The 20,621-nt window shown below is 65.3% G+C and carries 18 protein-coding genes; 9 read left to right on the top strand and 9 right to left on the bottom strand.

Features of this window, described 5'->3' with window-relative positions:
* Positions 1-114: 114 nt before the first annotated feature.
* The 5 genes from H7687_RS15275 (at position 115) to H7687_RS15255 (ending at position 4,766) form a co-directional block, all read left to right on the top strand.
* Positions 115-570: a FixH family protein gene (locus H7687_RS15275; RefSeq protein WP_183348915.1), complete on the top strand. Its 456-nt coding sequence runs from the start codon at positions 115-117 to the stop codon at positions 568-570.
* Positions 571-575: 5 nt separating this feature from the next.
* Positions 576-2,987 carry a heavy metal translocating P-type ATPase gene (locus H7687_RS15270; RefSeq protein ID WP_246404945.1) on the top strand — a complete coding sequence of 804 codons (2,412 nt, stop codon included), beginning with the start codon at positions 576-578 and terminating at the stop codon, positions 2,985-2,987.
* The gene (gene ccoS / locus H7687_RS15265) at positions 2,980-3,249 is read left to right on the top strand and encodes a cbb3-type cytochrome oxidase assembly protein CcoS (RefSeq protein WP_183348911.1); all 270 of its coding nucleotides are present in this window, start codon (positions 2,980-2,982) and stop codon (positions 3,247-3,249) included. Before H7687_RS15270 ends, ccoS begins: the two co-directional genes overlap by 8 nt.
* A gap of 91 nt (positions 3,250-3,340) precedes the next feature.
* On the top strand, positions 3,341-4,012 hold the full coding sequence (locus H7687_RS15260) for a sulfite exporter TauE/SafE family protein (protein WP_183348909.1): 672 nt from the start codon (positions 3,341-3,343) through the stop codon (positions 4,010-4,012).
* Between the two features lie 172 nt (positions 4,013-4,184).
* On the top strand, positions 4,185-4,766 hold the full coding sequence (locus tag H7687_RS15255; RefSeq protein WP_183348907.1) for a cob(I)yrinic acid a,c-diamide adenosyltransferase: 582 nt from the start codon (positions 4,185-4,187) through the stop codon (positions 4,764-4,766).
* On the opposite strand, the gene H7687_RS15250 is transcribed toward H7687_RS15255, so the two are convergent.
* Entirely contained in the window at positions 4,760-5,725 is a 966-nt protein-coding gene (locus tag H7687_RS15250; protein WP_246404927.1) for a diguanylate cyclase, read from the bottom strand. The genes H7687_RS15255 and H7687_RS15250 overlap by 7 nt on opposite strands.
* Complete coding sequence (locus H7687_RS15245) at positions 5,722-9,393, bottom strand: PAS domain S-box protein (protein WP_183348905.1); 3,672 nt, start codon at positions 9,391-9,393, stop codon at positions 5,722-5,724. Before H7687_RS15245 ends, H7687_RS15250 begins: the two co-directional genes overlap by 4 nt.
* A gap of 248 nt (positions 9,394-9,641) precedes the next feature.
* Between H7687_RS15245 and H7687_RS15240 the strand changes: the two genes are divergently transcribed.
* The 4 genes from H7687_RS15240 (at position 9,642) to H7687_RS15225 (ending at position 12,235) form a co-directional block, all read left to right on the top strand.
* A complete protein-coding gene (locus H7687_RS15240) occupies positions 9,642-11,009 on the top strand; it encodes a 4Fe-4S binding protein (protein WP_183348903.1) in 1,368 nt (455 codons plus the stop codon).
* A gap of 173 nt (positions 11,010-11,182) precedes the next feature.
* Positions 11,183-11,611, top strand: a complete 429-nt coding sequence (locus H7687_RS15235) for an FKBP-type peptidyl-prolyl cis-trans isomerase (protein WP_183348901.1) — start codon at positions 11,183-11,185, stop codon at positions 11,609-11,611.
* Between the two features lie 86 nt (positions 11,612-11,697).
* Positions 11,698-11,976: a type II toxin-antitoxin system Phd/YefM family antitoxin gene (locus H7687_RS15230; protein WP_183348899.1), complete on the top strand. Its 279-nt coding sequence runs from the start codon at positions 11,698-11,700 to the stop codon at positions 11,974-11,976.
* Positions 11,966-12,235 (top strand): Txe/YoeB family addiction module toxin, encoded by a 270-nt coding sequence (locus tag H7687_RS15225; protein ID WP_183348897.1) that lies wholly within the window; start codon positions 11,966-11,968, stop codon positions 12,233-12,235. Before H7687_RS15230 ends, H7687_RS15225 begins: the two co-directional genes overlap by 11 nt.
* Before the next feature lie 4 nt (positions 12,236-12,239).
* Here the strand turns inward: H7687_RS15225 and H7687_RS15220 are convergent, their stop codons facing one another.
* The 7 genes from H7687_RS15220 to H7687_RS15190 form a co-directional block, all read right to left on the bottom strand.
* Entirely contained in the window at positions 12,240-12,857 is a 618-nt protein-coding gene (locus tag H7687_RS15220) for a LysE family translocator (RefSeq protein WP_183348895.1), read from the bottom strand.
* 79 nt (positions 12,858-12,936) lie between these two features.
* Positions 12,937-13,479, bottom strand: a complete 543-nt coding sequence (locus H7687_RS15215; protein WP_183348893.1) for a surface-adhesin E family protein — start codon at positions 13,477-13,479, stop codon at positions 12,937-12,939.
* Between the two features lie 33 nt (positions 13,480-13,512).
* Entirely contained in the window at positions 13,513-14,214 is a 702-nt protein-coding gene (locus tag H7687_RS15210; protein ID WP_183348891.1) for an aspartate/glutamate racemase family protein, read from the bottom strand.
* Positions 14,215-14,255: 41 nt separating this feature from the next.
* Positions 14,256-16,445: an SF1B family DNA helicase RecD2 gene (gene recD2 / locus H7687_RS15205; RefSeq protein WP_183348888.1), complete on the bottom strand. Its 2,190-nt coding sequence runs from the start codon at positions 16,443-16,445 to the stop codon at positions 14,256-14,258.
* A gap of 86 nt (positions 16,446-16,531) precedes the next feature.
* Positions 16,532-17,254, bottom strand: a complete 723-nt coding sequence (locus H7687_RS15200) for a general secretion pathway protein GspB (RefSeq protein ID WP_183348886.1) — start codon at positions 17,252-17,254, stop codon at positions 16,532-16,534.
* 1 nt (position 17,255) lies between these two features.
* On the bottom strand, positions 17,256-18,908 hold the full coding sequence (locus H7687_RS15195) for an AAA family ATPase (RefSeq protein WP_183348884.1): 1,653 nt from the start codon (positions 18,906-18,908) through the stop codon (positions 17,256-17,258).
* Positions 18,909-19,112: 204 nt separating this feature from the next.
* Positions 19,113-20,621, bottom strand: a 1,509-nt coding sequence (locus tag H7687_RS15190; RefSeq protein ID WP_198424644.1) for a VCBS domain-containing protein, incomplete at its 5' end; no start/stop codon positions are given.

Here is a 20,621-nt window from a genome sequence, read left to right as displayed (position 1 = left end):
GCGAGGGGTAACTTCCCCCCTGGAATCATAGAAAAGGTGCATGTCCATACCCTCGCCCTTCGGGAGAGGGTGGCCGGAGGCCGGGTGAGGGGCTTTTCAATGAAGGAAGTAACCATGCAAAAACCGTCAACCAAATTTCCCTGCCGCTGGCGCCTCGCCATCGTGCTCATGTTCGCCACCTTCCTGCTCGGCATGGGGACCACCGTGTTCATCTCCATCGAGCGGGGCAGCTCCGTCACCGACCCGGACTACTACCAGCACGGGCTCGACTACGCCAAGAGCAAGACCGGCGCCTACAACGCGGGCATGGACTGGGTCATGTCGGCCTCGCTTGCCGGCAGGGACCTGCAGGTCCGGGTGCAGGACGAGAAAGGGACCCCGGTCGGCGGCGGCAAGCTGCTGTTCCAGACCAGGCACGGCAACGAGAAAGAGGTGCTGCCCCTGTCGGAAACCGCACCCGGGGTCTTCGTCGCCCCCTGGCCCGTCACCGGCCAGGGCGAACTGCGCGGCGAACTCCTCTTCACCAAGGGAGAGTCGGTCGCCTCCCAGAAAGTGGTGTTCTTCAATTGAGAAGCGTGTCCGGTCCCTGCTTTCATTGCGGTGCCGACATCCCGCCGGGGATGCTGGTCGAAGAGCGCATGCCGGACGCGGTGCTCTCCTTTTGCTGCCACGGCTGCCACGGCGCCTACCTCCTCATCAGCGGCTCCGGGCTGGCCGATTACTACCGCCGGCGCGACTGGCAGGAAACCGGGCTGATCCCGCAGGCCTTCAAGGGGGAATACCGGGACGCCTACCTCTCCCGCTTCGTCTATCCCGCAACCGAGGGGAGCGTCATCGACATCATCATCGACGGCATCCGCTGCGCCTCCTGCGTCTGGCTCAACGAGAAGATCATCGGCGCCATACCCGGCGTGCTCGACGCGCGGGTCAACTACGCCACCGGGCGGGCCCGGGTCCGTTTCGACCCGGACAGGATCACCCCCGCCGCCATCTTCAACCGTATCGACCAGATCGGCTACGTGCCGCGCCCTTACACCGAGGACGCCGCGCGCCAGGCGGGTCAGCGGGTGCACAAGGACCTGCTGGTCCGCTTCGGCACCGCCTTCTTCCTGACCATGCAGCTCATGGCCTACGCCTTCGCCCTGTACGCCGGGTACTTCCAGGGGATCGAGCCGCAGATGAAGGCGTACCTGCAACTCTTCTCGCTCCTGGTCACGACGCCGGTGATCTTCTACTGCGGCTGGCCCTTCCTGGCCGGGGCGTGGCGCGGCATCTGCAACGGCGCGCCCAACATGGAGCTCCTGATCGCCATCGGCACGCTCTCTTCCTACGGCTACAGCGTCTACGCGACCTTTACCGGGGGCGAGGTCTACTACGAGACCGCGGCCATGATCGTCACCCTGATCCTGGCCGGGAGGCTTTTGGAGCACGGCGCCAAGCGGCGCGCCTCCAGCGGCATCGGCAGGCTTTTGGAGCTCTGCTCGGGACAGGCGCAGCGCTTCGTGGGGGAGCAGTTGGAGACGGTGGAGCCCTCGGAGCTGAAGCCGGGAGACCTGATCCTGGTGGCGCCGGGTGAACGGTTTCCGGTAGACGGGACGGTGACCGAGGGGATGAGCGACGTGGACGAATCGGCTGCCACGGGTGAACCGCTGCCGCGGGTGAAAAAGGCGGGCGACCAGGTTATCGCGGGGAGCTCCAACCTGACTGGCGCGCTGCGGGTGCATTGTCTCAGGAAGACCGGGGACAGCTTCATTGCACGGGTGGCGCAGCTGGTGGAGGAGGCCCAGAGCCGGCGCGCGCCCATCCAGGCCATCGCGGACCGGGTCAGCGCCTACTTCGTCCCGGCCGTGCTCACCCTCGCCGTGGCCACCTTCTGCTGGCACTACAGCCAGGGGCGGTCGCTGGGGGCAAGCCTCATGGTGGCGCTGGCGGTGCTGGTCATCGCCTGTCCCTGCGCCCTGGGACTGGCCACCCCTACCGCCATCCTCGCCGGCACCGGGGCCGCCGCGGCGCACGGCGTGATCTTCAAGGGGGGCGACGTGCTGGAAGGACTGAGCCGCGTCAGCATCGCGGTCTTCGACAAAACCGGCACCCTCACCCGCGGCGCGCCCATGTTGGTCGACATCCAGGCCGGCAGCGGGATGTCGCCGCGCCAGGTGCTGGCGCTGGCCGCAGCGGTGGAATGCGGTTCGCTGCACCCCATCGCCAGGGCGGTGCGCGACTACGCCGCCCGGCACGACATCGAGTATCCCGCCGGGACCGAACTGGTGACGCTGGCCGGAGCCGGGGTCACCGGCCGGGTGGCGAGCGAGACGGTGGCGCTGGGGAGCGTACCGTTCCTGGAGCGCCTGGGGGTCTCGGGGATTCCCGCCGAGCTGGAGTCGCCGGAGGGAGGGATGCTGGTCGGGGTGGCCCACAAGGGGCGGTACTGCGGCACCCTCACCTTCAAGGACCGCATGCGCGACGACGCCCCCGGCATGGTCTCCTACTTCCGGCGCAAGGGGATCGACACCCTGCTGCTAAGCGGCGACCGCCAGGAGTGCACCGACAAGGTGGCCAGGAGCGCCGGGGTGGCCCGCGGGATCGGGTCGCTCTCGCCGGCGGACAAGACCGAGGAGATAACGAAGCTGCAGGCGCAAGGGGCGACGGTGCTGATGGTGGGCGACGGCATCAACGACGCCCCGGCCCTTTCCGCCGCCGACGTCGGCTGCGCCGTGGCCGGAGGGACCGATATCGCCCTGGAGACCTCCGACCTGGTGCTCGCCAAGCCCGACCTGGAGCGCCTGTCGCTGGCCCACCGGATGGCGCGGCGCACCATGGCCGTGGTGCGGCAGAACCTGGTCTGGGCCTTTCTCTACAACCTGATCGGCATCCCGCTCGCCATGACCGGGCGCCTGACCCCGATCTACGCCGCGGCCGCCATGGCGCTCAGTTCCGTCTGCGTGGTGGGCAACTCGCTCAGGCTCATGAGGACTCCCGATGAATAACTCCCTTTTCGCACTGATCGTTCTCTCCTTCTTCCTGGGCTGCGGCTGCTGGCTCTTCTTCCTGTGGGGGGTGCAGAAGGGCGAATTCACGGACATGGAGCGCCCCAAGCACCGGATGCTGGACGACGACACCCCGATCCCCTCCCCTGTGGAGGCTGCCCCCGACCCGCCCGTCCCCGCTGCCGACGGGCACGAGCTCACCCTGTCGCACCGTCACCCGGAGTCCCCGCAGGAAGCGGTGAGGACGGCGCCGCAGCGATGACAGCTAAAGGCATAAGGGGACAGGCACCTGCGGAGCCAGTCCCCATCCCCGGAGCCAGTCCCAACATCCTCACTCGCTACAGGAGCCCCCTATGCTACAGATCTGGTTGGCGTTCGTGGCCGGCTTGGCCGGCAGCTTCCACTGCATCGGGATGTGCGGCGGCATCGTGGCCGCCATCTCCCTGAAGGACAAGGAAGGGGCCTTGGGGTCGCGGCTCAAATCCCATTTTTTTTACAACACCGGCCGCATCGTCACCTATACCCTGCTGGGCGCGCTGGCCGGGCTGATCGGCTCGTCGCTCAACCTGATGGCCATGAAGATGGTGTTCCGCTGGTTCATGGTCGTGGCCAACGTCATGGTGATCATGGTCGGCCTCTCCTCGGCGCTGGGGCTGAGCGTCCTCAACCTCTCCACCCTGGAAGGAACGGGCGCGCGCTTTCTCACCGCACCGGTGCGCCGCGCCCTCGCCGCCCCCTCCCCCGTTGCCTCGCTGCCGCTGGGCCTCGTGCTGGGGCTGCTTCCCTGCGGCCTGGTCTATGCGCCGCTCCTGGTCGCCGCCGGCACCGGGAGCCCGGTCACCGGCGCCGCCACCATGGCCGCCATGGGACTGGGCACGGTCCCGGTCATGCTCGGTTTCGGAACCGCCTCCAGCGCCGTCTCCGGCGCCCTCAAAAACGCCATGCTGCGCGCCGCCGGCATCGCCATCGCCCTCATGGGCGTGGCCGGCCTTTGGAAAATCTTCGCCAAGGCCTGCTGTCATTGATCTTCCCCCCAAACCCTAAAATCGGTTGCGCAAAGAGCGCCGAGGATCCGCTGAGAACACGAAGAGAAGACGGGGGTAAATATAAAACCCTTCTTCGGGAACTTCGCGCCTGCTTGTGCGTGCTTTGCGTAACTGCTTTAAAAAGGGTTAGAATAGCCGGGGAGGCGTCATCATGAAAAATCAGGGGAGCCCGCCGCTAGAGATTCACAAACTGGAACCGAAGCTGAAACGGGGACTGACCGTGGTCATCACCGGTCACGGCAAGGGGAAGACCACCTCGGCGCTGGGGATGGCGCTGCGCGCCTGCGGGCACGGCATGAGGGTCTGCATCATCCAGTTCATGAAGGGAGACCTGTACGCGGGGGAATGGGACGGGGTGAAGCTCTTGGGCGACCTGGTGGAACTGCACACCACCGGCAAGGGGTTCTGCGGCATCCTGGGCAACCCGTATCCCAGGAGCGAGCACCGGGCCAACGCGCAGGACGCGGTGCGGCTCGCCCTGGAAAAGATCGATTCGGGCGCCTTCGACATGGTGATCCTGGACGAGATCAACAACGCCCTGCAGCTGCAGTTGGTCGACCTGGAACAGGTCCTGGACATCCTGTCGCGCAAACCGCCGCTCATGCACCTCGTGCTCACCGGGCGGGACGCCCATCCCGTGGTCATCGAGCTTGCCGACACCGTGAGCGAGGTGGTGGAAGTGAAGCACGCCTACCGCAAGGAGATCGAACCGCAGCCCGGGGTGGACTACTGATCCCAGACGGTAACCCGGTTCCGCCCCGCCGCCTTGGAGCGGTACAGGGCATCGTCGGCGCAGGTTATGAACCACTCCTGGTCGTGCTCCCGGGTCACCAGTACGCCCGCCACGCCGAGGCTCATGGTGACCATGCCGAACTCGGAGTCGGCGTGCGGCAGGGCCTGCGCCAAAAGTTCCAGCCGCAAGCGCTCGGCCAGGTGCCCGGCAAGTTCGGCACTGGTGTCGGGCAGGATGACGGCGAACTCCTCGCCGCCGTAGCGCGCCACAACCTCCCCGGCCCGCTTGAAGCTCTTCCTGAGCAGTTCCCCCACCAGTTGCAGGCACTTGTCCCCGGCGAAGTGACCGTAGAGGTCGTTGAACTTCTTGAAGTGGTCGATGTCGCACATGATGAGCGACAGGTTGCGTCCGTTACGCGCGGCGCGCTGGATCTCCGAGCGCAGTGACTCGTCGAAGTGGCGCCGGTTGGCCACCCCGGTAAGTCCGTCCTGGCGTGCCAGTTGCTCCAGCTCGGCGTTTTTCCTCGTCAGTTCGCTGCTGAGCTTTTCCAGCAGGTCCCCCCGGTGCTTCAGCTCCAGGTGGTTGCGCACCCGCGCCACCACGATGGCGGGACGGATCGGCTTGGTGAGGTAATCGATGGCCCCCTCTTCCAGCCCCCGGGTCTCGTCCTCGTCGTTGCCCATGGCGGTCACGAAGACGACCGGGATCTGCGCCGTGGCCGGGTCCTGCTTCAGGACGCGGCAGACCTGGTAGCCGTCCATGTCGGGCATCATGATGTCCAACAGCACCAGGTCCGGGCTATGCTCCCGCACCATGCGGATGCCGTCGGCACCGCTTTTGGCGAAGAGGACATCGAACTCCCCCTTGAGGATCTGGTACAGGATCTCGATGTTGGCCGTGGTGTCGTCAACGATCAAAATCCTGCCTTTCCCTGCTTCTTCCGCTCCCTCCATGCTCATGTCCTTAGCTCCAGGTGTTCGGTAATCTCGCGCAGGATGGCGCCGGCATCGCCGAAATCAAGCGACTGCAATGTGGCGTCCAACCGTTCCGGCAGTTCCCCCGACAACAGGGGGCGCATCTCCTCCCACACCGCCAGGGCGCCCATGTTCTGGCTTGCCAGCAGGCGGGTCAGGGTGCGGGCCAGGGCCGGCACCTGTTCGGGGTCGTCGCACTCGATGCGCACCGGCACCGCCCCCCCCTGCTTCGCTGCCCCGCCCAGCTCCGGTGCCAGCTGCTCGATGGAGGCCATCACCTCCTCCAGCTTCTCGGAGAACCGTTCCAGGGTCTCGTGCACCTGGCTGGCGTCGTTGCCCTGCATGGCAAGCTCCAGGGAGGCGGCGGCGCTCCCGAGCCAGATGGCGCCGAGGTTCCCCGCGCTCCCCTTGACCGTGTGGATCAGGCGCCGGGCCTCTTTCAGGTCGCCCGCTCCGGCGGCCGCCGCGATGCGCCGCACCAGCTCCCGGCTGTCCCGGTGGAAAGTGACCAGCAGCTTCTTCAGGAGCCGGTCCTCCTGGAGGCGCTGCTTCGCCCGCTGCAGGTCCAGTCCGGGGAGGTGGTCGGGGAGCTCCTCGCCGGCGGGGAGCGGCTGCGCGACCGGGGGCTCCGCTTCCCCCGGCAGGAGGCCGACCCAGCGCCGCAGCGTGGCAAACAGCGCCGGCACGTTGATCGGCTTGTCCACCTGGTCGTTCATGCCCGCCTCGCGGCAGAGCAGGCGCTCCCCCGGCAGCGCGCTGGCGGTCATGGCGATGATGGGGAGCCGCTCCAGCGCGGGGTCGAGCCGCATGCGCCTGGTCGCCTCCAGTCCGTCCATGACCGGCATGTGCACGTCCATCAGTACGGCGTGGTACCCAGGCCCCGGGGCGTGCACCATGGACAGCGCCTCGGCGCCGTTACGGGCAAGCTCCACCGTGACGCCTCCCCGCTCCAGGATGAACCGGGCCACCTCCTGGTTGATCGGGTTGTCCTCCACCAACAGGATGCGCATGCCGGGCGCGCCCAGGGCGCCATCTTCCGCGCCCTCCGCCTCGGTCAGCGGGGCCTGCCCCGCCTCGGCCAGTCCGAATCGGGCCATGAAGCTGAAGGTGCTGCCGCGCCCGGGCGCGCTCTCCACCCACATCTGCCCCTCCATGAGCTGCACCAGCTCCCGGCAGATGGCGAGCCCAAGCCCGGTGCCGCCGTAGCGGCGCGTGGTGGAGTTGTCCGCCTGGGTGAAGGGGGTGAAGAGCCCCTCGCGCTGCCTGGCGTCCATGCCGATCCCGGTATCGGAGACCGAGAAGCGCAGCGTGGCGCTCCCCTCTTCCACGGCGACCAGCGCCACCCCGACCTCGACCTTGCCCCGCTCGGTGAACTTGATGGCGTTGCCGGTCAGGTTCAGCAGCACCTGCCCGAGCCGGAGCGGGTCCCCCACCAGCAGTTCCGGGATGCCCGCCTCGGCCGCCACGGTAAGTTCGATCTCCTTGTCGCGCAGGATCGCCCCCACCACGTTGTGCAGGTCGGCAAGCACCTGTTCCAGCCGGAACGGGATGTGCTCCAGCTCCATCCTGCCCGCCTCGATCTTGGAGAAGTCCAGGATGTCGTTGATGACCCGCAACAGCACCGCCGAAGCGCTTTGCGCCTTGTCCAGGTAATCCTTCTGCTGGTCGGAGAGCTCGGTCTGCCGCAACAGGTACAGCATGCCCAAGGCCGCGTTCATGGGGGTGCGGATCTCGTGGCTCATGTTGGCCAGGAACTCGCTCTTGGCGCGGGTAGCCGCCTCGGCTGCCTCCGTCGCGCGGCGCAGTTCCTCCTCCGCCCGCTTCCTCTCGGTGATGTCGAAGAAGGTCACCACCCCGCCCACCAGTTCCCCGTCGCGCAGCTGCGGGTAGGACCAGTACTCCACGGCGAAACTGGTGCCGTCGGCACGCCAGAACACCTGGTCGTCGTTGTGCAGGCCGTGCTCCCCGCGCAGCACGCGGTAGAGCGGACACTCCTGCACCGGGTTGGGGGAGCCGTCGGGAGCGGTGTGATGGATGAGCAGGTGCATGTTCTTGCCCAGCAGGGCCTCGGTGCCGGGGTAGCCGAGCAGGGTGGCGCAGGAACGGTTGGCGAAGGTGCAGTTGCCGAGCAGGTCCATGCCGAAGATCGCCTCCGCGGTCGATTCCAACAGCAGCCTGATGCGCTCGTCGCTTCTGATCAGCGCTTCCTCGGCGCGCTTTCGCTCGGTGATGTCCTCCTTCACCGCCACGAAGTTCCTGATCTCGCCGCCGTCGCCGGTGACCGACGCTATCGAGGCGCTCTCCCAGTAGAGGTCGCCGTTTTTGCGCCGGTTGCGCATCTCGCCGTGCCACTTGCAGCCGGAGAGGACGGTCTGCCACATCTCGGTGTAGAACTCGCGGGGATGCCATCCCGACTTCACGATCCTCGGATTCTGCCCCAGCACCTCCTCGGCGCTGTAACCGGTCACCTTGGTGAAGTGGGGGTTGACGTACTCGATGTGGCCGTTGCGGTCGGTGACCATCACCGTCACCGGCGCCTGGTCTATCGCCAGGCGCAGTTCGCGCGCCGATTCCTTCTGCCGGCGCAACTCCTCGATCATGCGGTTGAAGGCCCGCGCCAGCGTCCCGATCTCGTCTCCGGTCCTGATCGCTACCGGTTCCAGTTCCTGATCGCCATCGCTGATTCCCTCGACGTGGCGGATGAAAGTCAACAGGGGCGCCGTCAGCCGTCTCATGAACAACAGGCAGACCAGCACGCTCCCTGCCAGCGCCGCCACCAGCCCGGCCGCCAGCAGCACCTTGGCCTCCCGCACCGGCGCGTACGCCTCGGTGAGCGGGAAGGTCGAGGCGAGTATCCACCCGGTAGTTTTCAGGCGCTTGAAGGCGGCCACCGCCGGCAGTCCCCGCGAGGTCACCGTCTCGCCGGCCCCCTCGTACCCGGCCAGGGCCCGGTCCAGCAGGGGATTGCCCCCCGGGGGAAGATCGCCCTTCAGGATGCGCTGCTGCTCAGGATGAATGATGATGATGCGCTGGGCGTTGAACAGGTAGAGATAACCGTTTCTGCCGACCCGGGCGTGGGCGAGCTTGCCCAGGTAGTTGTCCTTGTACAGGTCGATCATGCCGCCGATCATCCCCAGCATCTCCCCCTTGCCGTCCAGCACCGGGACGACGAAGGCGACGGTGGGGTGGCGGTGGGCCTGGGTAGAGATGAAGGGTTCCGATATGACCGGCTTTTTGCTGCGGGCGGCGTCACGGAAGTAGTCGCGGAAGGAGTAGTCGCGGCCGATCAGCTGCTCTTCCAGGGGATTGACCGCCAGCAGTCTCCCCCTGGAGTCGAAGATGAAGATGTCGCTGTCGAAGAGGGCCAGCGCCTCGGGCCGCTGTTCCAGGAAGCGTTGCGCCAGGGGTTGGCTGGTGAAGAGGCGGGGGGGAATGCTCCTGGCGAGGGCCTCGAGCTGGAGCTGGGTCATGCGCATCTTGCTGTCGATCTCTCCGGCCATGGAGCTGACCATGGAAAACTGCTGCTCCGATACGGTCTCCTGGTACTGCTGTTCCAGGAACCATGCCGCGCACAGCGTCATCAAGGAGAGCACCAGGGCCACCAGCAGGGACACCATGAGGCTCATCTTGGTTGTCAGGCTCAGTTTCTTCATGGTCAGAGAGCGCTCCTCGCCGGCACGCGGACCGAATCAAACGGCCGGGGCCTTCGAGCCCGGCACCGCGTTACCCGCTTTGTTCCTATTCGGCACCTTGGGGGGGATCTTTAATTAGTGATGTCAGGAATATCGAAGGTAACTTGGCGGAAAGCCTTGGGGAGGCCCGGCCCTTTGGGTGAGGTTGCCGGCGGTTGCCACCCTGCTATACTGGCACATTGTCGTTTTTTAATAAAAGGAGCAACACCTTGTCAGAACAGCGAGGCAACGACGGCTATCACCGCCTGATGCGGCGGGTGAACCTCTTTCCCCAGGGGGCCCCCGACTCCGATCTCCTGCTCAGGATCTTTTCCCTTTTGTGCAGCGAGCAGGAGGCGACGCTGATGAGCATGCTGCCGCTGCGCCCTTTCTCCGCGGCCAAGGCAGCCAGGGTGTGGAATCTCTCCATCGAAGAGACACGCGCGCGGCTGGAGACGCTTGCCTCGCGCTCGCTGCTGCTCGACATCGAGCGCGAGGGGAGGATGGTCTACATCCTCCCTCCCCCGATGGCGGGCTTTTTCGAGTTCTCGCTGATGCGGCTGCGTCCGGACCTGGACCAGAAGGAACTGTCCCGCCTCTTTTTCCACTACATCAACGTGGAGGACGCCTTCATCCGCGACCTCTTCGCCGGGGGCGAGACATCACTGGGGCGGGTGCTGGTGAACGAGGAAGCCATTCCCGACGAGAAGGCCTGCCAGGTACTGGACTACGAGCGGGCCAGCGAGGTGATCAAGAGCGCGAGCCACATCGCCGTGGGGCTTTGCTACTGCCGCCAGAAGATGGCGCACGTGGAGCGCGCCTGCGACGCGCCGCTGGACATCTGTCTCACCCTGAACCTGGCGGCACAGTCGCTGTTGCGGCGCGGCGTGGCGCGCCGGGTGGAAAGCGCCGAGGGGCTCGACCTGCTGCAAAAGGCGCGCGACCTGAACCTGGTGCAGTGTGCGGATAACGTGCAGCAACGGGTGAACTTCATCTGCAACTGCTGCCGCTGCTGCTGCGAGGGGCTTATCGCCACCCGCAGGCTGGCCATCCCCAACGCCATGTACAGCACCAACTTCGTGCAGGCGACGGCCGTCCAACGCTGCACCGGCTGCGGCAAGTGCGCCGCCGTCTGCCCGGTGGACGCCATCACCATGGATGCCGAAGAGCCCCCCTCCCCCCTCCCTGACCCTCCCCCTCCGGGGGCGGGGATTTCCGACGGCGAACTCCTCTTCCCGGAGGGGGGAGGTCGCGACAGGGGCGGCCCCAGGGCGCGGGTCGCCACCGACTTCTGCCTGGGATGCGGGGTCTGCGTGCGCGCCTGCCCCGCCGGCGCCATCCGGCTCACCAGCCGGGCCCGGCGCGTCCTGACCCCGGTTAACACCGCGCACCGCCTGGTGCTGATGGCGATCGAACGCGGCAAGCTGCAAAACCTCATCTTCGACAACCAGGCCTACCTGAGCCACCGCGCCATGGCGGCCATCCTCGGGGCCATCCTCAAGCTGCCGCCGGTAAAGAGGGTCATGGCCAGCCAGCAGCTGAAGTCCCGTTACCTGGCACGGCTGCTGGAGCACGTCGAGGTGGACCGGTTCTCGTGACACGAGTAAGGGACAGTCGGCAAAAGGGACTGGCTCCGCGAGGTGCCAGTCCCTTTAGCGGAACGCACCTTTCAGCTCAGCCAGCTTCCAAGCACTAAGGGGACAGGCACCTGGCGGAGCCAGTCCCCTCCTTTGCCGAGGGGGTGACAAGATACAACCAACGGAGGTGGCACATGCCAACGGTAAAGTACGGCAGTACGGTGCAGGTGCATTACACGGCGCTGCGCAAAAACGGCGAGGTGGTCGAATCGACGGCGGGGGGAGACCCCTTGCGGATCACGGTCGGTGCGGGCAAGGTGATGCGGGGGCTGGAGGAGGCGCTGGAGGGGATGTCGGCGGGGGAATCGAAGCGGGTGACCGTGCCGCCGGACAAGGCCTACGGACGCCGTGACCCCTCCGCCGTGTCCCGCTTCTCCCGCGACTCGGCCGCCCCCATCGGCGGCAGCGCGACCGAGATGCAGCACGAGGTGGTGAACCAGGGGACCACGGCGGAATTCAGCATCGTCACCACGGACCGCGGGATGAACCTGGACCGCAACCCGCACCTGGCCGGCGAAGAGATCGTGTTGCAGATCGACGTGGTGGAAATTGAGAACACCTGAGGGGGGCGGTGCCCCCCTCTTGCCCCTTGCCAAAAGGAAGGCGTTGCCGTACAGTACGCCTGTACAACTCGCGAGGGAGGAAAGAGATGCTGAAGACCACCTACACCAACGCCCGGGCCAACCTCGCCGGGCTTTGCGATGAAGTCACCAAGAACCGTGAGATCGTCATCATCGATCGCCGCAGCGGTGAGAGCGTCGCCATGATCGCGGCTGACGAACTGGCAAGCCTGGTGGAGACGGCGCACCTGATGCGCTCGCCGAAGAACGCGCAGCGGCTTCTGACCGCGCTGGAGCGCGCCCTGAAGCGGGAAGGCGAGCCGGAAAGCACCGACGCTCTCCGCGCGGAGCTGGGCCTTGGCGGCTAAGCTGCGCGCGGCGGTGTTTCACCCGGAGTTTCGCGAAGACCTGCGCCACTGGGTGGAGGTGGACCGAAAGACCGCGTTGCGGGCGCTGTCACTGGTGGAAGCGGTGCTGCGGGACCCCTTCCAGGGCATCGGCAAACCCGAACCGCTCAAATATCTTTCTCCCGGCGTCTGGTCCCGCCGCCTCACGCAGGAACACCGGCTGGTGTACCTGGTCAGCGACGACCGCATCGACTTCCTCCAGGCACGCTACCACTACTGATCCCCTACCCCACCCCCAGCAGCTTGAGCCCCTCCCGGAACAGCAGCAGCGCGAAGAAGGTCAAGAGTGCGCCGAGCAGGCGCATGATCCAGAGGTAAGCACGGCTCCCCATGAAGGCGCGCGACCTCCCCACGGCGAGGGCGAGGACGATCTTGGCGCCGACCAGGCAGAGGTAGAAGCTGCCGATGAAGGCGACGAAGGCGGCGGGTCCGACCTTGAGCGACCGGGTCAAAAGCGGGGCGCCCACGGTGATCCAGAACAGGTAGGGGTGCGGGCTGAGCAGGTTGGTCAACACACCCTTCCTGAGCGACTTGGGCGGCTCCTTGGGGAGGTCCAGTTGCACCGGCCGCGCCGTCAGCGAGTGGTAGCCGGTGTAGAGGACGAAGAGGCCGCCGGCCAGCGACAGTCCCCCGAGGATGCCGTGATAACCGGACAGGTTCATCAACAAAAGCAGCGTGGCGGCGATGATGGGGAAATCGGTGATGATGGGAGAGAGCGCCACCCGCACCCCGGAGCGGGTGCCGTGGGTGAGCGTCTCGGAGATGACCAGCATCAAAAGCGGCCCCGGCGAGAACCCCGCCGAGCATCCCAGAACAAGACCTGCCGTGAGAAAATCGATCATATTTCCATTAATGACTGAGCTTGGTTGATACTAAGGCATCAAGTAGCGTACTCGCTGGCGCACCGGCGAGGGGCATGGTCTACAGTGGGGTGCCTTCCTGGGCAGGCGACTCTCCCGGCACATCCTGACTGGGGGCGTCCTCCCCGGACCCGTCATCCTCCAGGGTGCAGACGATGGCAGCGACCGTCTCTCCGAAGCTGCCGGGAACGATGTCGCTCCACTGCTCGTCGTTGCCGTAGGAGCTGACCGGGCTCCCCTTGGCGTCGTAGTAGTGCACCGACGAGACGTTCATGGTCGCCTCGTTGCAGTTGATATTCCACTTTTCCTTGCTGTAGTAGCTCCCCTTGAGCGGTCCGGTGAGCGCCTTGCGCCCCTCGTCGGTATAGAGAAAGGCGACCCACGCCGAGCGGATGTTGCTGTCGGCGTCGACGATCTGCGCCGAGCCCTTGACGCCGTACACGCACATGCTGTCGCTGCAGTCAAGCTTCAGCAGTGACGAGTCGGCATCCCACTTTTCCTGCAACGATTGCGAGGTCGGCGCATCCTTGGCCGTCTTTTTCTTCTCCCCGGCGAACGAGGTCGAGGCAATGAGTACCAGCGCCAGGATCAATAATGATTTCATACTCCCCCCATGATTAATGCAGCCCTGCTCCTTTTACCACTTCCTCCCTTCCCTGCAATAGCGCACCACACTTTCGACGTGGATGGCCGTGGTATTGAGGAAGGTCGTGTCGAAGTCGCCGTCTTTGAGTATCAGCGGCAGTTCGGTGCAGCCGAGAATGATCGCCTCCACCTGCTCGTCACGTACCAGCCGCGCAATGATGTCGATCAAACCCTTTCTCGTGTCGTCCTTGATGATGCCCAACTCGATCTCGGTCATCAGCTTGTCGTGAATGTAGCGCTGGTCCTCCGCAGAGGGGACCACCACAGAGATATCCGCGGCGGCGAAAGGAGGTGCGAAGAAGTTCTCTTCCATGGTGAACCGGGTCCCTAAAAGGCCGACCTTCTTCACCCCCAGTTCCTTCGCCCTCTCGCAGGTGGCGGCGACGATGCTGATGAGCGGGATGGGCGACTTGGCCTGGACCTCGTCGAAGACCACGTGTGGCGTGTTGGCGGTGATGATGGCGAAGTCGGCGCCGGCCTTGTGCAGCGCCCTCACCTTCTGCACCAGCAGGTACACGAGATGGTTCCACTCGCGCTTGGCGGCGAGGTCCATCACCTCCTGCAGGCTCACGCTGTAGATCACCATCTCCGGTGCGGCCAGGCTCCCCGGCACACGGAAGGCCTCGATGATGCGCTGGTAGTAGTCCACGGTGGACTCGGGGCCCAGTCCGCCGATCATGCCGATGGTCTTCATCACGTCCTCCTTTCGATGTCAATGTTCATCGGGCGCGCACTTCACGCCGGTGCGCTGCCGATCCTGCGCGCCAGGTCGGTCATCCTGCGCTGCGACTTGTTGGTGCGCACCGCCATGGAGAGCGCCTTGGGCTCGCCGATCACCACCACCAGCTTCTTGCCCCGGGTCACCGCGGTGTAGATCAGGTTGCGCTCCAGCATGGTGTAGTGCTGCATGGAGAGCGGGATCACCACGGCCGTGTACTCGGAACCCTGGCTCTTGTGGATGCTGGTGGCGTAGGCGAGGCTCACCTCGTCCAGTTCGCCGAACTGGTATTCTACCAGCCGCTCGTCGAAATCGACGCTCAGCGTCCCCTCCTCCTGGCGCACCTCCACGATGCGGCCGATGTCGCCGTTGAAGACTTCCTTCTCGTAATTGTTCACCGTCTGGATCACCTTGTCGCCCGGCGCGAACCCGGTGCCGAAGCGGGTCACCCGCGGCTCCGCCTTGCCGTTCAGCACCCCCTGCAGTTCCGCGTTGAGCGACGCGGTGCCCAGGCCGCCGCGGTTCATGGGAGTGAGCACCTGGATGTCGCGCACCGGGTCGAAGCCGAAACGCTTGGGGATGCGCTCGGTGATCACCTGGAGCAGCTTGCCGTGGATGTCCTCGGCGCTCGCAGCCGGGATGAAGTAGAAGTCCGCCAGTTCCTTCCCCTCGTCCTGCAGCGGCAGTTCGCCGCGGTTGATGCGGTGGGCGTTGACGATGATCCTGGAGCCCGCGGCCTGGCGGAAGATCTCGGTGAGGCGCACGGTGGCGACGGCGCCGGAGTCGATGATGTCGGCGAGGACGCAGCCGGGGCCGACCGAAGGAAGCTGGTCCACGTCCCCCACGATGATCAGCCCGGCGTGGTCCGGGACGGCGGGGAGGAGCTTGTGCATCAGCACCACGTCGACCATGGAGGCCTCGTCCATGACCAGGAGGTCGGTGGCGAGCGGGTTGTCCCGGTCGCGCTTGAAGCCGAAGCTCTGCGGGTCGAACTCCAGCAGGCGGTGAATGGTCTTGGCCTCGATGCCGGTGGATTCGGTGAGCCGCTTGGCCGCACGACCGGTGGGGGCGCACAGGGTAACCCTCAGGTGTTGCGAGCGGATGATGGCCAGGATGCTGTTGACCAGCGTGGTCTTGCCCACCCCGGGGCCGCCGGTCACCACGACCACCTTGCTCTTCAGGGCAAGGCGGATGGCCTCGCGCTGCGATTCGGACAGGGTGATGCCATTGTGGCTCTCCGCCCAGGGGATGGCTTCCTCGGCGACCACGCCCCCCCACGGCGGCTCCCCTCCGGAGAGGCGCGACAGGCTCGCGGCGACGCCCACCTCGGCGCGGTGCAGCGGCGTGAGGAACAGGCAGGGGCGGCCGCCGATGGGCTCGGCGACCAGGTTCTGCTCGGCGATCTCCGCGTCGATGGCGGCTTCGATGATGGCAGGGGGAATGTCCAGCAGGGAGGCGGCGCTCTGCACCAGTTCGGCGCGGGCCGCGGCGCAGTGGCCGCTCCCGGAGAGCTCCTGCAGCACGTGTCTCACGCCCGCCTGGGCGCGGATCAGGGAGTCGCGGGCGATGCCGAGGTTGGCGGCCAGGGCGTCGGCGGTCTTGAAGCCGATCCCCTGGATGTCGAGGGCGAGCCGGTACGGGTTCTCGGTGACCTTGAAGATCGCTTCGTTGCCGTAGCACTTGTAGATGCGCACGGCGCGCGCGGTGCCCAGGCCGTTGGACTGCAAAAAGACCATGATCTCGCGGATCGCCTTCTGCTCCACCCAGGCGCTCGCCACCGATTCCATGCGCTTGCGGCCGATGCCGGGGAGTTCCAGAAGGCGCTCCGGACGGTTCTCGATGACGTCGAAGACCTCCTCGCGAAAGGCCTGCACCAGCACCTTGGCGAAGTGGTGGCCAATGCCGTGCACCATGCCCGAACCGAGGTACTTCTCGATCCCCTCCAGCGTCGTGGGGGGCACCACCTTCAGGTGCTCCGCCTTGAACTGCATGCCGTGGGTGCGGTCGTTGTGCCAGGAACCGGTGCACTCCAGGAACTCCCCCGGCGTCACCGTGGCGGCGCTCCCCGTCACCGTCACCAGCTCGCGGTGCCCGGCAACCTTCACCCGCAGCACGCAAAAGCCCGTCTCCTCGCTGTGGAAGGTAACCCTCTCCAGCGAGCCGGCGATCCGTTCGACCGGGTGCTCAGCAGGTGATCTTTCTTTCATCGGGGCTCCCGGTGGTGCGTTGGGGGATTGGGAACAGGGATAGCAGGCCGGAACGCTACCAGGGCTCCGGCCGGTGCATGTCGGGATTAACGGGACTGCAGGCCGGAGGAGAAGGGGACCTCGAAGACGCGGCCGCCGCGCGACAGCTTCACCTTCGTTTCCTTGATCTCGAGCACGCGGGCGCCGCCGACTTCCGCCCCCTCACCGACCAGCATGCCGTTCAGGACCGCGCGCCTCATACGCCGCTCGTCCTGGTAGGCGATGCCGGAAATGGTGATGTCCTGGGCACCCCCTGCGACGGCCGCAGGTTCGTGGAGTGCGCCCTGTGGCAAGTCGGCCGGCGCGGACGGGGCCGCGGCGGCCCGGGAGGCCTTACGCGAGGGCTGCGCAACCGGCTGGGGAACTGCGGCCGGAGCTTGAGCGGCAACGACCGGTGCGACCGTGGGCGCTGCAGCCGGAACGGGTGCCGGAACCGGCGGCGCGGCGGTGGCGGCGGCCACCGGGGGCGCCACGGCGGCCGGCGCCGCAGGGGCCACCGGTACCACGGCGACGGGCGCCTGCGGTGTCGGGGCGGCGACGGGGGCTTCGGCTACCGGTTGCGGGGCATGCCCCTTGAGCAGGAACCCCGCGCCCACGCCGGCCAGAAGCAGGACGACACCCCCGATCACGGCCACGGGGTAGCGGCGCGGCTCCTTGGGTTGTGCGGCCAGGCGGTAGCGCAGCACCTCGGGACGCAGGTCCTGGTCGGCACCGCGCCTGCTCCTGCGCTCCTGCTCCATCTTTCTCAATGCATCGAGTATCAGGCTCATGTCACATCCGTCCCGTCTGTTTGCTGTCCACGCCCTGCACCCGCGCCAGTCCGGGCGGGAAGTAGCCGCCGGCCCGGCGGTACAGCAGCATCAGGGTCTGCGCCCCCACCTTCCCGTCCGCCGTCAACTGCTCCCGGCGCTGGAACTCGGCCAGCCCCCCCTTGGTGGGGTCATTCATCTTTCCGTCCACCGGGCCGCCGTAGCAGCCTACCTGCTTCAGAAGTCCCTGCAGCGCCTTGGTGGCGGCGGTCTTCTCCGCGCCCTTGGCCCGGGAGCCGATGCCGTGGAAGTCCTTCCAGAGGACGGTGGTCCCGCCGCTCCAAAACTGCGCCAGTTCGGCGCGGGTGAGCCTGGTGCGCCCGGAGACCTGCGGGACGACCTCGACCTCGTTCTTGTCCACCCCCACCAGGGCCACCAACCGCTCAGCGCCTCCCGGCAGGACGATGTGGAGCAGCGCGGGGGCGTCCAACCGCCCCAAGAGCTCGACATCGGCTGGAAACTTGGCGGCGACCAGGCCGCGCTGCCTGACCAGCGTGCGCAGGGTGGCCGGCTGTCCCGGCACCGGCTCCACCCGCTGTACCCGCCACGCATCCAACACCGCGTTCACCGCCGCGTAAAGGTTGTCCTGCTCGGGCTGGGCGGCGATCGCCTGGCGTGCAGCCTCGGCGGACCAGGGAGGCAGTTTCGCTCCCTCCGGCACCGACTCCTTGACCTCTTTGGTCTCCTTCTTCTCCTCAGGGAGGAGATGGAACGAGACCACCGAGAAACCGGCGATGATGGCGACGCACAGCACCAGGGCCGCCGACAACGCCCGGACCTGCAGCGCCCGTCTGCGGCGCGGCGATTCCTTGCGCAGGTCGGCGATGGCGAGCGCCGCCATGGCCGGGGTGACCTCCTTGCACTCGCGCGTGTAGGCGAGCAGCAGAGCGCGGTCGCAGACCCCGTTGATCAGGCGCGGCAGGCCGCCGGAAAACTTGAAGATGCGCTTGAAGGCGCCCGGGGAGAACGTGAGCGGCTCGCGGCCGTCGGCGGCGAACCGGATCCGGTGCCGGATGTAGGCGCAGGTGTCCTCGAAGCACATCGGCTTTAAGTGGTAGCGCACCGTGATGCGCTGATCGAGCTGCCGCAGTTCGTCCCGGGCCAGCAGCACGTTCAGCTCAGGCTGTCCGACCAGCACGATCTGGATCAGCTTGTCGCTTTCCGTCTCCAGGTTGGAGATGAGCCGCACGTGTTCCAGCACCTCCACCGAGAGGTTCTGGGCCTCGTCGATGACCAGCACCACCGTGTGGCCGGCGCGGTTCTCCTCGAGCAGGTAGGCGTTGAGCGCCGCGTGCAGGTCGCGGATTTCGGTGCCTTCGGTGGAAAGGCCGAACTCGGCGTTCACCTCTTTCATGAATCCAAGGGGAGAGAGGATCGGGTTGAAGATCAGCGCGGTGCGGTGGGTTTGCGGGTCGAGCTGGTTCAGCAGGGTGCGCACGATGGTGGTCTTGCCGGTGCCCACCTCGCCGGAGAGTTCGATGAACCCGGCGCGGTTTTCGATGGCGAAGAGCAGGTGCGCGAAAGCCTCCTGGTGCGGAGAGCTCAGGAACAGGAAAGACGGGTTAGGAGTAAGCGCGAAAGGAGCTTCTTTGAAGCCGAAAGATTCCCAGTACATGTTTCCCCGATGTGCCCGGCGTGGGCGGGAGAAGGTTGGGTGAAGTGGAGGTTATAGCTATAGTTTTTTGCGGCGGGAGTGTCAAGGGAATCCTGCCGGAAATGAACAATCACTAAGGCAGCTACCAAGTGGACAGATCTCCGGCAAAAAAGCTGCCGCGAAAGAGTTCTTTCGCGGCAGCTTAGCTGAAGCAGTTACTGAAGATTAGCTATGGATCTTCGGGTCATCTTGGATCAACGAGTTCAGCAAAGCAGTCGGATCGGTGACATTTTCAAAGGTCACCGTACCCACCTGAGCCCCATTGTTAGTGATGGTCAGGCTTGCAGTAGTGGCCCCGGTTGTGTGCTGGAACAGCACATCAGTATGTGGCTGGTCTATGACGATCTTGTCCTCATTGGCGGTGAAGTCTTTTATGGTGTCATCACCGGAGACTTTGAAGGTGTCGGCACCGGCACCACCAGACAAGGTGTTGTGGCCTGTGCCGCCAGAAAGAACATCATTGCCTTCACGACCGACAATGGTGTCATTGCCGGCGCCACCGTTAAGGGTGTCGCCATCAGACGTCGAGCCATAGATTACATCATTGCCGGTGGACCCATTTGTGGTCACAGCATTTTGAGCGCTCACATCCTGGACGACGGACAAGTGCATGAACCGGGCCTGTTCGTTACCAGATTTGATGTCGTCGTACACCACAGTCCACAGGGAACCGGGGGACTGGGGATGAGAAGTCAGGTAGTCCGCCAGCGTAGTCGTTCCATCGGAGATGTCGTTGAATGAGATACTGTGCTTCTCAATAGTATTGGCGTCAGCAGGCGCATGAGTGTTGACGCTGGTCCAGTAGGCTCCATGGTCAACATTGTAGTCGGTGCTTCCACCACTTCCTGCAATTTTCTCCCAGTTTACGGCCGGGTCGGTAGCGGAAACCACCGTGAAGGTATGGCCGTCAATGATCAGTTTGACATTGACTTGGGTCTCAACCTGCGAAGTCAGGGTTTTGGTGTTCATGTCCCTAAAGTCTGTGGTGAGCTGAATGGCTGCCTGTGAGTAATCTGCCGTTGATGCCAGTACGGGATCCACTGCAAACTGAACAGACTGGTTGCTCCCTGACGTCAGAGGATGAGATGCGCTACCCACCTGCACCTCAGCGATGTAGCCGCCGCTGCCGAGCAGGGTATGCAAATCTATAGTTCCCTCGGTGGAGACAGAACCGTTTGAGACCGTATAGGTGAACTGGACATTGTCCGCACCAGTAACGCCTAACCCGTTCGAGGGATTATATGTAGCAACACCATCAGGTTGATACAACAAAGATTGCAGTTGAGATGTTGTGAGTACATCTCCTGAATGTACGGTGTGGAAAGAACCAGCATCCATATACCCAACCTTACCAACAGTCGGCAAGTCGTCGACTGTAATGGTTAAGGAACCATTAGAGTCTACACCAGACGGTGCAGCAATATGGAGCGCATAGCCGTCAGCATAATCCACTGTCATCTCAGAGGAAGCATCAGGCATATACACGCCATGGGAATCAATAATGGGAATGTCATTGGTGCCGTTGATGTTGATCGTCAATGTGGCACTGGCAGTGCCGCCGTGACCGTCGCTGACGCTGTAGGTGAATGTGTCCTGGACGACCTGGCCGTCCTTCAGCGCCTGGACATTGGCGGCACCGTTGTTCAGCGTGTAGGTGTAGCTGCCGTCGGCGGC

The sequence above is a fragment of the Geomonas paludis genome (assembly GCF_014193585.1).
In the GTDB taxonomy this organism is placed as follows: domain Bacteria; phylum Desulfobacterota; class Desulfuromonadia; order Geobacterales; family Geobacteraceae; genus Geomonas; species Geomonas paludis.
The sequence above is the reverse complement of the archived record's forward strand: the minus strand, read 5'-3'. Positions and strand labels throughout refer to the sequence as shown.

Excerpts from the sequence above, each read along its gene's own strand:
- H7687_RS15245 (WP_183348905.1), bottom strand. The coding sequence starts at position 9,393 with ATGAAGAAACTGAGCCTGACAACCAAGATGAGCCTCATGGTGTCCCTG.
- H7687_RS15255 (WP_183348907.1), top strand. The coding sequence starts at position 4,185 with ATGAAAAATCAGGGGAGCCCGCCGCTAGAGATTCACAAACTGGAACCG.
- H7687_RS15215 (WP_183348893.1), bottom strand. The coding sequence starts at position 13,479 with ATGAAATCATTATTGATCCTGGCGCTGGTACTCATTGCCTCGACCTCG.
- H7687_RS15220 (WP_183348895.1), bottom strand. The coding sequence starts at position 12,857 with ATGATCGATTTTCTCACGGCAGGTCTTGTTCTGGGATGCTCGGCGGGG.
- H7687_RS15250 (WP_246404927.1), bottom strand. The coding sequence starts at position 5,725 with ATGAGCATGGAGGGAGCGGAAGAAGCAGGGAAAGGCAGGATTTTGATC.
- H7687_RS15275 (WP_183348915.1), top strand. The coding sequence starts at position 115 with ATGCAAAAACCGTCAACCAAATTTCCCTGCCGCTGGCGCCTCGCCATC.
- H7687_RS15210 (WP_183348891.1), bottom strand. The coding sequence starts at position 14,214 with ATGAAGACCATCGGCATGATCGGCGGACTGGGCCCCGAGTCCACCGTG.
- H7687_RS15260 (WP_183348909.1), top strand. The coding sequence starts at position 3,341 with ATGCTACAGATCTGGTTGGCGTTCGTGGCCGGCTTGGCCGGCAGCTTC.
- H7687_RS15235 (WP_183348901.1), top strand. The coding sequence starts at position 11,183 with ATGCCAACGGTAAAGTACGGCAGTACGGTGCAGGTGCATTACACGGCG.
- H7687_RS15200 (WP_183348886.1), bottom strand. The coding sequence starts at position 17,254 with ATGAGCCTGATACTCGATGCATTGAGAAAGATGGAGCAGGAGCGCAGG.
- H7687_RS15230 (WP_183348899.1), top strand. The coding sequence starts at position 11,698 with ATGCTGAAGACCACCTACACCAACGCCCGGGCCAACCTCGCCGGGCTT.
- ccoS (WP_183348911.1), top strand. The coding sequence starts at position 2,980 with ATGAATAACTCCCTTTTCGCACTGATCGTTCTCTCCTTCTTCCTGGGC.
- H7687_RS15195 (WP_183348884.1), bottom strand. The coding sequence starts at position 18,908 with ATGTACTGGGAATCTTTCGGCTTCAAAGAAGCTCCTTTCGCGCTTACT.
- recD2 (WP_183348888.1), bottom strand. The coding sequence starts at position 16,445 with ATGAAAGAAAGATCACCTGCTGAGCACCCGGTCGAACGGATCGCCGGC.